Annotated in this window: 10 protein-coding genes and 3 pseudogenes; 3 read left to right on the top strand and 10 right to left on the bottom strand. The window is 58.3% G+C overall.

The window, feature by feature from the left end; translation table 11 throughout:
• Positions 1 to 161: 161 nt before the first annotated feature.
• The 3 genes from HHJ19_RS07475 to HHJ19_RS07465 form a co-directional block, all read right to left on the bottom strand.
• Positions 162 to 782 carry a hypothetical protein gene (locus HHJ19_RS07475; RefSeq protein WP_296905486.1) on the bottom strand — a complete coding sequence of 207 codons (621 nt, stop codon included), beginning with the start codon at positions 780 to 782 and terminating at the stop codon, positions 162 to 164.
• A gap of 109 nt (positions 783 to 891) precedes the next feature.
• Positions 892 to 1,587 (bottom strand): NnrU family protein, encoded by a 696-nt coding sequence (locus tag HHJ19_RS07470; protein ID WP_366929388.1) that lies wholly within the window; start codon positions 1,585 to 1,587, stop codon positions 892 to 894.
• Positions 1,588 to 1,909: 322 nt separating this feature from the next.
• Entirely contained in the window at positions 1,910 to 2,116 is a 207-nt protein-coding gene (locus HHJ19_RS07465) for a hypothetical protein (RefSeq protein ID WP_296905484.1), read from the bottom strand.
• 102 nt (positions 2,117 to 2,218) lie between these two features.
• On the opposite strand from HHJ19_RS07465, the gene HHJ19_RS07460 reads away from it, so the two are divergent.
• The 3 genes and pseudogenes from HHJ19_RS07460 (at position 2,219) to HHJ19_RS07450 (ending at position 4,200) form a co-directional block, all read left to right on the top strand.
• On the top strand, positions 2,219 to 3,271 hold the full coding sequence (locus HHJ19_RS07460; protein ID WP_296905482.1) for a DUF892 family protein: 1,053 nt from the start codon (positions 2,219 to 2,221) through the stop codon (positions 3,269 to 3,271).
• Between the two features lie 228 nt (positions 3,272 to 3,499).
• A pseudogene (locus HHJ19_RS07455) lies at positions 3,500 to 3,634 on the top strand (IS5/IS1182 family transposase); the annotation flags it as partial.
• A gap of 89 nt (positions 3,635 to 3,723) precedes the next feature.
• Positions 3,724 to 4,200 carry a hypothetical protein gene (locus HHJ19_RS07450; RefSeq protein WP_296905480.1) on the top strand — a complete coding sequence of 159 codons (477 nt, stop codon included), beginning with the start codon at positions 3,724 to 3,726 and terminating at the stop codon, positions 4,198 to 4,200.
• A 649-nt stretch (positions 4,201 to 4,849) separates the two neighbouring features.
• Here the strand turns inward: HHJ19_RS07450 and HHJ19_RS07445 are convergent.
• The 7 genes and pseudogenes from HHJ19_RS07445 to dnaA all read right to left on the bottom strand — a co-directional run.
• A complete protein-coding gene (locus HHJ19_RS07445) occupies positions 4,850 to 4,978 on the bottom strand; it encodes a type II toxin-antitoxin system Phd/YefM family antitoxin (protein WP_296905478.1) in 129 nt (42 codons plus the stop codon).
• A gap of 38 nt (positions 4,979 to 5,016) precedes the next feature.
• Positions 5,017 to 6,048 (bottom strand): annotated as a pseudogene (locus tag HHJ19_RS07440) (3-deoxy-7-phosphoheptulonate synthase); the annotation flags it as partial.
• Between the two features lie 2 nt (positions 6,049 to 6,050).
• Positions 6,051 to 6,521, bottom strand: a pseudogene (locus HHJ19_RS07435) (C40 family peptidase); the annotation flags it as partial.
• A gap of 103 nt (positions 6,522 to 6,624) precedes the next feature.
• Positions 6,625 to 7,275: a 3'-5' exonuclease gene (locus tag HHJ19_RS07430; RefSeq protein ID WP_296905476.1), complete on the bottom strand. Its 651-nt coding sequence runs from the start codon at positions 7,273 to 7,275 to the stop codon at positions 6,625 to 6,627.
• A gap of 75 nt (positions 7,276 to 7,350) precedes the next feature.
• Positions 7,351 to 9,975: a DNA topoisomerase (ATP-hydrolyzing) subunit B gene (gyrB, locus tag HHJ19_RS07425; protein ID WP_296905475.1), complete on the bottom strand. Its 2,625-nt coding sequence runs from the start codon at positions 9,973 to 9,975 to the stop codon at positions 7,351 to 7,353.
• Positions 9,976 to 10,076: 101 nt separating this feature from the next.
• Positions 10,077 to 11,183: a DNA polymerase III subunit beta gene (gene dnaN, locus HHJ19_RS07420; protein WP_296905473.1), complete on the bottom strand. Its 1,107-nt coding sequence runs from the start codon at positions 11,181 to 11,183 to the stop codon at positions 10,077 to 10,079.
• A gap of 286 nt (positions 11,184 to 11,469) precedes the next feature.
• Positions 11,470 to 12,305 (bottom strand): chromosomal replication initiator protein DnaA (gene dnaA, locus HHJ19_RS07415; protein WP_296905471.1); only part of this gene is annotated, 836 nt, incomplete at its 5' end.

Genomic DNA, 12,305 nt, shown 5'->3' with positions numbered 1-12,305 from the left:
CGCCACCGAACACTGATTCTGCTATTTTTTCTATAGCAGAACAAAGCCGTACTTACTGGACTTGCCGCATTTTTTTCGCTTTAACCGGCTAACAGAAACAGCAATTGACCTTCGGCAACTGCTGCGTCAGCGAAAGACCCACCATCGACGGGTCAAATCCGTCAGTTACCAAGGGTGACGCCTGAAACGGCTCCAGCACTTGCGCCGGCCCCGCCGCCTGCGGCACCCTGTGCCTCACCTTTCACGCGGCCCGAAACATCGGCTTTGGCAGCCCGGGATGTCATTTTCCCAGTCCACGCCACTGAGCGGCCCAACGCTTGCCCGGTATTGCGCCGACCGCCCAACGTGCGGCCCGCGCTTTCACTTTCGGTCGCGCCGTTCACCCCAGCTGAGGCCTTCAACCCGGCTGCCGGCTGCGCCCCCCTACCCGCATCGGCCCCGCCGGTGGCCGTCCTGCGCTGACCGGCCGTGACGTTGTCATCGACCCCAGCACGCAGGTCCGAATTGAGGCCGGTCGTCGCTTGAGAGCCTCCCGGCGCGCTCGTACCCACACCGACCCCTGCGCTGGCGCCGAACTCCCCGACAGGCCCCGCCGCCACCGTCACGGCCGTGTCGTTGCGCAAGCCGCTGTCAGGCACCCGTCCACCGGCATGCGATGAAGTGCCCCACGCAATGGCCGTGGTGAGCACCAGCAACGAAGGAACGACCTGCAAGAAACGTGGCAGCGCGACAAAGGTCTCAAGGGAAGATTTCTGGATTCGGCACGAATTGGAAACGGGCATTGAAGCTCCTGTGTTGACGAAGCGTTCATCTTCCCCCGCCAAAATGTTGCTCGGGTGTCGGCTTCGTTGATTTTGTAAGTCGATGCACATTGACGCTCTCATAAGCCCATTATCGTAAGCAAGCGCTCACAACTAAAAGTTTTTTCACGATACGAAACAAAGGCGCGTGCTTGATGTAACGCCTGTCAGCAAGCGCTACCCAGGAATTGACCACTGTTGGAGGAAAGCCCAGCCAGCGCCACCAGACTGGCCGAATGCCGATCAACAGGCCATGCGCCCAGAACGCAAACACGGCCCAGGCCGCAATGCCCGCCACTGTTGTCAAGACTGTGCCGAAAACGGTGGCAGCTGGGTAAATCGTCGTGCTGGCAAGATCACGTTTTCGGGCGGCGCGAGAGCTCAAAACAGACCAAAGCAAAAAGCTGCAAAAAAACCGCACATGCGCCAGCGCCCAGACCATGACGCGCAGCACCATCGGGTGATGCAGCCGAGCCTTGATGGCATTGCGCGGCACAGAGGCGGCCGCCAGCAACATGAAGGCAAACAGCATCAGCACCCACGCCACGGGGCGCATGAAAAACGGCGGCCACCACAACTCGAGGGGTTGCTGCCGCGCCAGGCCGAAGCCCCACACCACCAAACCGAAGCCGGCGATGGACAGCAAGGCAAACAGGGCTTTCCAGGAGATTTCGCCGAGCCGCCCGATCATGGCAATGCGCCAGCCGTCGGCCACGATGCGGGTTGAGTGCGCGCCCAGAGTAAATACCAGCCCCATCATCACGCCCATGATGTTGCCTGCAGCCAAAAGAAAAGGGATTGGGTTGTGCAGCCCGGATGTGGCCCTTACCTGGCAACGAAGATTTATAATTTGCTATTGAATGCATAGCAAACTATAGCCATAAATAAACGACGTGAAGCGCTTATGACTCAAAAACTGCGCGCTACGAAGCAAATTGCAGGCCACGGTTTCTGGAAAAAAAAGCGCATCCAGTCGGTTACCGAGAAGTTTGGTCTGCAACGGCCGGTCTAGCGAGTCCCGGCTACGGCCAGCTCTTCAGCCCGCCCCGTGGGGCGGTTTATCCCCGTTTAAAGACAGTCAGCAGTGCCGTGCCCTGAGGCACCGGCGCTCAGCGCTTGGGCGTTCCCACCGGCCCGCGACGCGATTGCGACTGGTTGCTCCCGCCCACATGCGCCTCGCGGTCGCTGCGGCTGTCCGGCGTGCGCTTGCCCTGATTTAACTGAGTGGCATCTTGCTCGCCGAGCTTATTACTGTCGTTTTCGACCTTGCCGGTCTTGGGGACTTGCTCATCTCGTGGGTTTTGCTTGTAGGTCATGGTGCTCTCCTGCTTGCGACTGGCCAAGCGCCTGCGGGCGCTGCCCCGGTGCTACGCCAACACCGAGTACATCTTTATTCTTGGACGGAAGAGGCGGCAGCGGTGTCAGACAAGGCCGCGTGTGCAAACGCGACCCATGACGGTTTCCCGGCCGGGGTGCCGGATCGGCGGATTGCGAACGCCCAGCAGTCGTCATTACCCGCCGAGCCCCAACGACGCAAACAAGCTGCGTTTTATGTCGCCGTCAACCGGAAATTCTCGGCCTCACGGACCAACCGCCTTGAAAAAACCATCGATGACATTGAGCAACTGGACCGCCTCGTTGAGACCTGCGCCAACCAGCTCAAACGCATGAAACGCAATGCCTTGAACGCTCCGCGCGCAGAAATCAAGAACCTGCGAGGCGAAGAAGCTGAAAGCGCGGCGCGCGATGCTGCACCGCTCGGCTCGGTGTATGAGGCCAGGCGCTACGAAACCTCCACCCACGGCACGCTGGCCGCGTTCACCAGCCATCTGGACCATCGCCAAACCGTCGAAAGGCTGGGAAAACCACTGGTTAAAAAACAGCGTCAAAAAACGGACCAGGGCGGCCGGGGAAAATCCCCAGCACGAAGCCGGACCGACCCCCGGCGATGCAGCCGCGTGGGACGAGCCGTATTGGCAAAAGTTATCGATCGCGCATCCGACGGGGTTGCCATGAAGATGCTCAACATCGCAAGCATTGATCCGGCCATTACAAGCACAGGTTGGGTTGGCTTGGGAAATGCGTCAGCACTGGATCACGCGGTGTGGGACGAAGTCCACTCGGATTGGGAAAGACTTGCCGTCGAATGCCAGCTACTTCAACAGCAGCTAGGCAAGAATTCAGTAAAAAAGTTGGAGCCCGAAGACGACGATCTAGTGCCAGAGGATTTCACAGTGGAAATCCGGCAAACGCCTGCCACACAAAGGATCAAGCAGCATTTTTTCCGACGCGCCGTGCTCACCAGCTACCGAGGCCGCTGCTGCATGTCCGGTCTGTCCGGCTCGCGATCACTGATTGCAATTCATATTGTTCCGTGGAGCAGTGACAGGACAAACAGGCTCAACCCAGGCAACGACTTTGCTTGTCAACCATCCATGACCGCGCGTTTGACAAAGGACTTATTTCACTGAATGACGATGGTCGAGTTATGTTGTCGGACGAGATTCGCAAGAGTGATAAAGTTTTTAAAAACTATTTTTTCTACCACTAAAAAATCAACCAATTGAAATGCCAGAGCGATTCGGCCCCGACCATGCGTTTTTGCATCATCACCGAACGACTATTTTTTTGGATGCCATTTCTGTTTAGGGAAGGTCTGCACAAATCAGCCCGACTGTGCGGCTAAACGTTCAACACTGATGAAACAAATTAGCCTTGCCAGAAGTGGATTCGAACTGGTCATCAAGAAGACTCGCAAGTGAGAATTTCTGTGCGGAATGAATCGGGTGGTGCCCGGGGCCGCGTTGGTGGCGCTGATTGAGCCGTACGCCCCCGTCCTACGACCGCTCAAGTGTTGTGCCCATTCTTGCAAGAGGCGGGTCCAAGCACGATGACCTTGTTGGTATTACCTACGGGATGAAACATGAAACATAGCGGTTTGCTTTTCTCCGCCCTGATCGGCGCGGTTGCCAGTGCGCGTTCCATGACGCCAATGGCCTGTATCGCGGCAGCACGGGTTCTAGGCCTTCGCACCCCCGGGCGACTAGTCCTGCTGAACCGACCTCTGTTCAGGAACGGCGCCTTAGCCATGGGGGTTGGCGAATTGTTCGCCGACAAGATGAAGACCGCGCCTGACCGTACTGTTTTTTTGGGACTACTGGCGCGCGTGATGAGCGCAGGCATCGCCGGCGCCGCATTGGCTCCCCGTGGTCGGGAACAGGCCGGCGCTTTAACGGCGGTTGCAACCGCCGTACCTCTTGCCTACCTGACGCTGGCAGGCCGTGAGCGCGCAATGGCGCGCATTGGTCAGACCCGCAGCGGTTTGATCGAGGACGCGCTGATTGTCGCCGCCGGTGTAGCGATTGTGGCGCTGGCGGTCAGGCCGAAAAACGGTTGGTGATCGCATCGACCCGGCGCTGTCGACCAAAGGTCCGCTTCTGGCCGGCTGCGGCTGGTCGCGACGGTAACAACAACGGCCGCTACCGGAGGTCACTTCAGGAAACGGAATTTAAAGTACGCTAAGGATTTTGAGATGACATCGGTTCTCGCCAACGAAGCTTTTGAGCAGCTTTTGCAAGAAAGCAGGCGTCTATTGGGCGAAATATCTGCCAAATCTTCTCGAAAAACATGAATTTTGAGAATGCCGAACGCTGCGGAGGACCGGCATTCATAAGCAGGGAACTTCGCCAAGAAAGACTTAGCACAATCCCCGGCCTCATCCTCGCAGTTTGTCGAGGCATGCAACGCTTTTGAAGCCGACCGACTGCTACGGCGAGGGTCAACACCGGTTTCATGCCGGATTTATGAACTACGTCAAACACAGCGGGTTTTCAACCAAGCCGCTCAAGTTCAGCCTCTGGTTTCCGACCAGCTCCCAGCGGGAGCTTAAGGATATGGGTGATGAAAGTCACCCCCGGGCCGCATCCATTGAGCTCGCTCACCGCTCCGCCGTCTCCCACGGATCGAGCGGGGTTGTCGTCTGGTGTCCAGTTCCAGCCCGGCCAACAGAGAGTTGCGCATGAACGCCACAAAACCGGGTTTGGAATACGTCAGGCGCGCGAAATCAGCACGGCCACGGGCTCGCCGCGCACCGTGATGCCTTGCGGACCTTCGCTCAGGGCTCGCTCCACTACTTCGCTGAATTTGCACTTTGCTTCCTGCAATTGCCATGTCGACATGAGAAGTTCCTATCTAGTCAGTCTGGTCAGACTGTAGGTCAGGAAGCGTTTCTCCGAGCCCGCACCGCCGCCGCCAAGCCCTGCAACACCGGCACGGTCTGGTCAAAGCTAATGCACGCATCGGTCACCGAGACGCCATGCTTCAAGGGCTGGCCGGCAACGATGTCCTGCCGGCCTTCGTTCAGGTGGCTTTCAATCATCACGCCCATGATGCGGGTGTCACCCGCAGCGACCTGCTTGGCCACGTCGGCGGCCACGGCGATCTGCCGCTGGTGCTGCTTGCTGCTATTGGCGTGAGAAACGTCGATCATCACCTGCTGGTGCAGGCCGGCGGCCAAAAGCTGCGCGCAGGTGGCGTCAACGTCGGCTTTCGAATAATTGGTCTGCTTGCCGCCACGCAAAATCACATGGCAGTCGTCGTTGCCGCGGGTTTCAAAAATGGCGGCCAAGCCCATCTTGGTCATGCCCATGAAGGCGTGCGAAGCCTGCGCCGCCTGAATGGCATCAGTGGCCACTTTCACACCGCCGTCGGTGCCGTTCTTGAAGCCGACCGGGCACGAGAGGCCGCTGGCAAGCTGGCGGTGGCTCTGGCTCTCGGTGGTGCGCGCGCCAATCGCGCCCCAGCTCACCAGGTCGCTGATGAACTGCGGACTCAGCAGGTCCAGGAACTCGGTTCCTACCGGCAGGCCGAGCGCCAGCACGTCGAGCAGCAACTGGCGCGCCATCTCAAGGCCTTCATTGATGGCAAAGCTGCCGTCCAGATGCGGGTCGTTGATGTAGCCCTTCCAGCCGACGGTGGTGCGGGGTTTTTCAAAATACACGCGCATGACGATCAGCAGCTCATCCTGCAGCACGTCGGCCTGCGCCTTGAGTTGCCGGGCGTAGTCCATGGCCTGGCCGTGGTCGTGGATGGAGCATGGCCCGACGACGACGACCAGCCGGTCGTCAGCGCCGTGCAGCACCCGCGAAATGGCGGCGCGGCTGCTTTCCACCAGCGCCAGTGTCGCGTAGGGCCCGGGCCACCATTGTTGCCGCCGCGCGGGCGGGTGCAGCGGGCGCACCGCAACGATGAGGGGCGGCGTAACGATGCCTTCTGGCGCGACCAGTACGCAGAGTTAAGCGGGTCCATCCGCACCATGCCGCCGGTGGTCGGTGCATGCACAAAACGCCCCTCGCCTACATAAATGCCCGCATGGGTGGAGTTGCGGCCCGCACCAAAGATCACCAGGTCGCCCGTGCGCAGGCCGCCGGCATCGACTGGCTGACCAAAGTCGCTCATCTGCGCCACGGTGCGCGGCGGCGTCACGCCGGTGCGGTTGCGGTAGACATAAGCAATCAGCCCGCTGCAGTCAAAACCGCTTTCAGGCGTGTTCCCGCCGTAGCGGTAGGGCGTGCCCACCAAGCCGAGCGCGTGGATGGCAATGTCACTGGCTTGTTCGGACGAGAGTCGGGTTGGTATGCCCCGCGAAATCGGTGGTGAGCTGCCGCAACCGGCCAGCAGCAACAGGGCAACGGACAAGGTCATGCAGGGAAAAGCGCGCATGGGTGAAGGGTAACGGATGTCGCGCGGCTGCTGGTGCGAACCTTTTCTGGCGCGACGTCCCGGTGCATGATCGCTGGTTGCTCCAACCGTTGCCAATTAAAAATCAGGCAATGGCCGGGACGGCCAGGCAGTCCCGAGGAGAATGAGTTTGGGCCCAGCGCTGGAGCAGCCCGCTCACGGCTGGCTTGGCACAGCGCTGCAGCGCCACAAGCAGGGCGTGGTCCGGTTGCGCCACACCCCAACGGTGGCGCAGATCGTGTTTAATCTGCCCCAGCAGCGCAGCGGCCATTTCGGCATCGGCCAGCGCCCGGTGGGCTTGACCCGTGCGTGGCAGGCGGTGGTAGTTGACCAACGAGCCAAGCTTGTGATTGGGCGCCAGCGGGTAAAGACGGCGGGACAGCAACAGGGTGCAGATAAAAGGCTGCGCTGCGGCCAGCCCGGCGTGGGCCAGCTCGGCCTGCCAGAACCTGCGGTCAAACGCAGCGTTGTGCGCCACCAGCGGCGCACTGCCGACAAAACGGCTGGCGTCGTGCATCACCTGCGCGGCGGTGGGCGCGATGGCGACCATGGCGTTGGTGATGCCGGTGAGCCGGGTGATGAAGGCCGGAACATGCACGCCGGCATTCATCAGGCTCTGAAAGCGGTCGACCACCCGACCACCTTCGAGCAGCACAATTGCGACCTCGGTAGCGCGATCGCCGCAAGCGGGTGAGATGCCAGTGGTTTCAAAGTCGATGACGGCGGTAGGGAGCATTTGGACTAAAACAGAGAACAGGTCTTGCTCGGACTAAAAACCGGGGAGTTTGCAACCGGAGCTCAACCTGCAGCCTCAAGTATCAATATTGCCAGCGCGCAACGCATTCTGTTCAATGAACTCGCGCCGCGGTTCGACTTCGTCGCCCATCAACATCGTGAACACGCGATCGGCTTCGATTGCGTCGTCGATCTGCACCTTGAGCAGGCGGCGAACCTTGGGGTCCATGGTGGTTTCCCAAAGCTGAGCGGGGTTCATCTCGCCCAGTCCCTTGTAGCGCTGGCGCGCGGTGGCATTTTCGGCCTGGGCAATCAACCAGCGCATGGCCTGGCGGAAATCGCCGATTTTTTCTTCTTTTTTTCGTTCGCCTTCGCCGCGCATGACCTTGGCGCCATCGCCGATCAGGCTTTTGAACGTGGCGGCGGCTTCAGCCAGGATGGCGTAGTCGGCACCGACGACGAAATCCTGCGTCAACGCGCTGCTCTTGACGTTGCCGTGATGGCGGCGGCTGATGCGCAAAATCGGTTTGTCGGTGCGAGTATCAAACTCGCCCGCGACATCGGCCGGCGCACCCATGGTGTTCAGCTCGCGCAGCTTGGCTTGCAAAGTAATCGCTGAGGCTTCGGCGTCAGCCACGGTGTCCAGGTTCAGCGACACACCGTCAGCAATCGCGCGCAGGGCTTCGGCGTCCATGAACCCGCGCAAACGGGCGATAACCGACTCTGCCAGCTGGTGCTTGCGCGCCAGCTCGGCCAGAGTGTCACCCGAGAGCACCCCATTTTCGTCGGCTCCGGTCTGCACCGCCGCGTCTTTCAGCGCAATGCGCAACAAGAAGCCGTCAAGCGCTGCGGTGTCTTTCAGGTATTGCTCTTCCTTCCCGGCCTTGACTTTGTAGAGCGGCGGCTGGGCAATATAGATGTGGCCGCGCTCGACCAACTCGGGCATCTGGCGATAAAAGAAGGTGAGCAGCAGCGTGCGGATGTGCGCGCCGTCAACGTCGGCGTCGGTCATGATGATGATGCGGTGATAGCGCAGCTTCGCGACATTAAAGTCATCGGTACCCGGCGTGCCACCCACGCCGCCTCCCTTGCCAATACCGGTGCCCAGCGCCGTGATCAAAATCAGAATTTCGTTGCTGGTCAACAGCTTTTCATAACGGGCTTTTTCAACATTCAGGATCTTGCCGCGCAACGGCAAGATCGCCTGGAATTTCCGGTCGCGGCCCTGCTTGGCGGAGCCCCCTGCGGAGTCACCCTCGACCAGGTAGATTTCGCACAGCGCTGGATCTTTTTCCTGGCAATCGGCCAGCTTGCCGGGCAGGCCCATGCCGTCGAGCACACCCTTGCGGCGCGTCATGTCACGCGCCTTGCGGGCAGCTTCACGAGCTCGGGCGGCTTCAATGATCTTGCCAACGATGATCTTGGCGTCGATGGGGCGTTCCTGCAAGTAGTCATGCAGCAGCTTGCTGACGATATCTTCCACCGGACCGCGCACTTCGCTGCTCACCAGCTTGTCCTTGGTCTGGCTGCTGAATTTTGGCTCGGGCACCTTCACGCTCAGCACACAGCACAGGCCTTCGCGCATGTCGTCGCCAGTCACTTCGACCTTGGCTTTTTTGGCCAATTCGCTGTCGTCGATGTATTTGTTGATGACACGCGTCATGGCGGCGCGCAGGCCAGTCAGGTGGGTGCCGCCGTCGCGCTGGGGAATGTTGTTGGTGAAGCAAAGCACCTGCTCGCTGTAGCCACTGTTCCACTGCATGGCAACTTCAACGCCAATGTTGGTGTTCTGATCGCTCTGACGATCGCCCATGGCGGCAAATACGTTGGGGTGCAACACGGTCTTCCCCTTGTTGATGAAGGCCACAAAGCCTTTGACGCCCTCGGCGCCCGCAAAGTCGTCCTCCTTGCCGCTGCGTTCGTCTTTCAGGCGGATGCGCACGCCGTTATTCAGAAAGCTCAGTTCGCGCAGCCGCTTGCTCAATATCTCGTAGTGAAAATCGTTGTTTTCCTTGAAGATATCGGTGTCTGGCAAAAAGTGAACTTCGGTGCCGCGCTTGTCGGTGGGTCCAAGCACCTTCATGGGAGACACTTCCACGCCGCCCACGGTGTCGACGATGCGGTTTTGCACAAAACCGCGTGAAAACTCCATGACATGCACCTTGCCGTCGCGGCGAATCGTCAGACGCAGCATTTTTGACAGCGCATTGACACAGCTCACGCCCACGCCATGCAGGCCGCCCGACACCTTATAGCTGTTCTGGTTGAACTTGCCACCGGCATGTAGTTCGGTCAGCGCAATTTCAGCCGCTGAGCGCTTGGGTTCGTGCTTGTCGTCCATCTTCACGCCGGTCGGAATGCCGCGGCCGTTATCAACGACGCTGATGGAATTGTCCGAATGGATCGTGACAAGAATGTCATCGCAGTGGCCGGCCAGTGATTCGTCAATCGAGTTATCCACCACCTCAAAAACCAGGTGATGCAGGCCGGTACCATCAGAGGTGTCGCCGATGTACATGCCGGGCCGCTTGCGAACGGCTTCCAGACCTTCAAGAATCTGGATTGAACCTTCGCCGTAAGCTTCCGACGCACCAGCCTGATTGGTGTCGATTTTCGGCTGGAAATTAGAACTTCCCTCGCCTGCAGCGCCGTCGGAGACGTGGACTTGTTCAGCTTCGTTCGGTTTGTTTTCTTCAATCATGGCCAGCTCTTTCCCAATTTCTGCAATCTCTTGAATGACCAAACCCGCGAAGCGTCGCGGGTCTGTCTATCGTTTCAGCCGTCTTCAGCGTCCAGTGCGCATCAAATGCGCATTGGCATCACCACGTACTTGAAAGCGGCGTTGTCCGGAATGGTGAGCAACGCGGAGCTGTTGGAGTCCGCTAGCTCGATCTTCACCATGTCCTGGTCCATGTTGGCCAGCGCGTCAATCAGGTAGGTAACGTTAAAACCGATTTCTATGGATTCGCCACCGTAGTCGATGTCGAGCTCGTCGACCGCTTCCTCCTGCTCGGCATTGTTCGATGCCACACGAAGCGTGCCGGGTTCAATGTTCAGCCGCACGCCCTTGAATTTTTCGCTGGTCAGAATCGCTGTGCGCTGAAGGCAGGCCAGCAGCGGCACGCGCCCAAGCGTAATGATGTTTTTATGGTTCTTGGGGATCACGCGGTTGTAGTCCGGGAACTTCCCTTCTACCAGCTTGGTCACGAATTCCATGCCTTCAAAGCTGAATTTGGCCTGGTTGCCGGCAAACTGCATCTCGATCGCGCCTTCCTTGTCGCTAAGCAGACGCTGCATTTCAAGCACCGTCTTGCGCGGCAGGATCACTTCCTGCTTGGGCACTTCAACGTCAAGCATGGCCGATGAAAAAGCCAACCGGTGGCCATCGGTGGCGACCAGGCTCAGCTGCTTGCCTTCCGCCACAAACAAGATACCGTTGAGGTAATAGCGGATATCGTGCACCGCCATGGCAAACGACACTTGATTCAGCAGTTCCTTGAGCACTTTTTGCGGCACCGAGAACATGGGGCCAAAACTGGCAGCTTCTTGCACCAACGGAAAGTCTTCTGCAGGCAACGTCTGAAGCGTGAAGCGGCTCTTGCCGCCTTTCAGTATCAGCTTGCTCTGCGCCGACTCCAGCGACACCGTCTGGTCACTCGGCATGGAGCGCAGGATATCAATGAGCTTGCGCGCCCCTACCGTGGTACTGAAGTCACCCGCATCGCCATCAAGTTCGGCAGTCGTGCGGATCTGGATCTCAAGATCGCTGGTGGTCAGCTGCAGTTGCGCGCCGGTTTTACGAATCAGCACGTTGGCCAGAATGGGCAAGGTGTGCCTGCGCTCCACAATGCCAGCGACCGATTGCAGTACCGACAAAAACTTATCTTGAGTGGCTTTCAGAACGATCATGTCTTCCTTTTGTCTTTATCTTTAATTCTCTAATTCAGATTAGTAGTAGTGATAGGGACCAGCTAAATCTGTGGATAGCATCATTTTCCCTTTTTTAATCAACTACTTGGCGTTTGTTTAAGCATGTTCCAAAAGGCCTTGAAAATGTTTGTCCAATAGGAGCAACTTTCGATTGTCATCGGCTTCTGTGGGCAAGTCATGACTTGTCCAAAAGTTATCCCCACAATTGGCAAAGTAGTCTTGGCCGCGTCAAACACACATGGGAAACCTTAAAAAGGCTTGATATTTACCCTTTAAGCGTCTGTTCCAGCACATGAAGCTGCTGGTTGAGTTCAGTCATCAGTTGGCGTTCGGCGGCCATTTTTCGCACCGCGTGAAGGACGGTGGTATGGTCGCGGCCACCAAACAGTTCGCCAATTTCCGGCAGACTTTTTTGCGTCAACTCCTTGGCAAGGTACATGGCAATCTGGCGTGGTCGGGCGATGCTGGCCGGTCGCTTTTTGGAATACATGTCGGCGACCTTGATCTTGTAGTAATCAGCCACTGTTTTCTGGATGTTTTCCACGGAAATCTGCCGGTTTTGAATCGACAGCAGATCGCGCAAGGCCTCCCGCGCCAGCTGGATGGAGATTTCTTTGTGGTTGAAGCGTGAATACGCCAGGATCTTGCGCAGCGCGCCTTCCAGCTCACGTACGTTGGAACGCACGTTTTTCGCAACAAAAAATGCCACTTCCTCGGGCATGACGGCACCCTCGACATCGGCTTTGCGGATCAGGATGGCGACGCGCATCTCAAGCTCTGGCGGCTCGATAGCCACGGTGAGGCCGGAGTCAAAGCGCGACACCAGACGTTCATGAATGTCGGTCAATCCTTTGGGATAGGTGTCGCTGGTCATCACAATGTGAGATTTTTTGGTCAGCAAGGCCTCAAAGGCATTAAAGAACTCTTCCTGCGTGCGGTCCTTGTTGGCCAGAAACTGCACATCGTCAATCAGCAGCAAATCGAGAGAGTGATAACGTTCCTTGAACTCGTCAAAAGTCTTGCGCTGATAGGCTTTGACCACATCCGATACAAACTGCTCGGCATGAATGTAAAGAACTTGGGCGGCCGGGTTATCAGCCA

Origin of the sequence: Polaromonas sp. (assembly GCF_012927415.1) — a bacterium.
Taxonomy (GTDB): domain Bacteria; phylum Pseudomonadota; class Gammaproteobacteria; order Burkholderiales; family Burkholderiaceae_C; genus Polaromonas.
This window is presented reverse-complemented; position numbering and strand designations above follow the sequence as displayed.

What these genes read in the sequence shown, in the direction of transcription:
- gyrB (WP_296905475.1), bottom strand. Translation starts at nt 9,975, where the DNA reads ATGATTGAAGAAAACAAACCGAACGAAGCTGAACAAGTCCACGTCTCC.
- dnaN (WP_296905473.1), bottom strand. Translation starts at nt 11,183, where the DNA reads ATGATCGTTCTGAAAGCCACTCAAGATAAGTTTTTGTCGGTACTGCAA.
- HHJ19_RS07465 (WP_296905484.1), bottom strand. Translation starts at nt 2,116, where the DNA reads ATGACCTACAAGCAAAACCCACGAGATGAGCAAGTCCCCAAGACCGGC.
- HHJ19_RS07450 (WP_296905480.1), top strand. Translation starts at nt 3,724, where the DNA reads ATGAAACATAGCGGTTTGCTTTTCTCCGCCCTGATCGGCGCGGTTGCC.
- HHJ19_RS07445 (WP_296905478.1), bottom strand. Translation starts at nt 4,978, where the DNA reads ATGTCGACATGGCAATTGCAGGAAGCAAAGTGCAAATTCAGCGAAGTA.
- HHJ19_RS07430 (WP_296905476.1), bottom strand. Translation starts at nt 7,275, where the DNA reads ATGCTCCCTACCGCCGTCATCGACTTTGAAACCACTGGCATCTCACCC.
- HHJ19_RS07475 (WP_296905486.1), bottom strand. Translation starts at nt 782, where the DNA reads ATGCCCGTTTCCAATTCGTGCCGAATCCAGAAATCTTCCCTTGAGACC.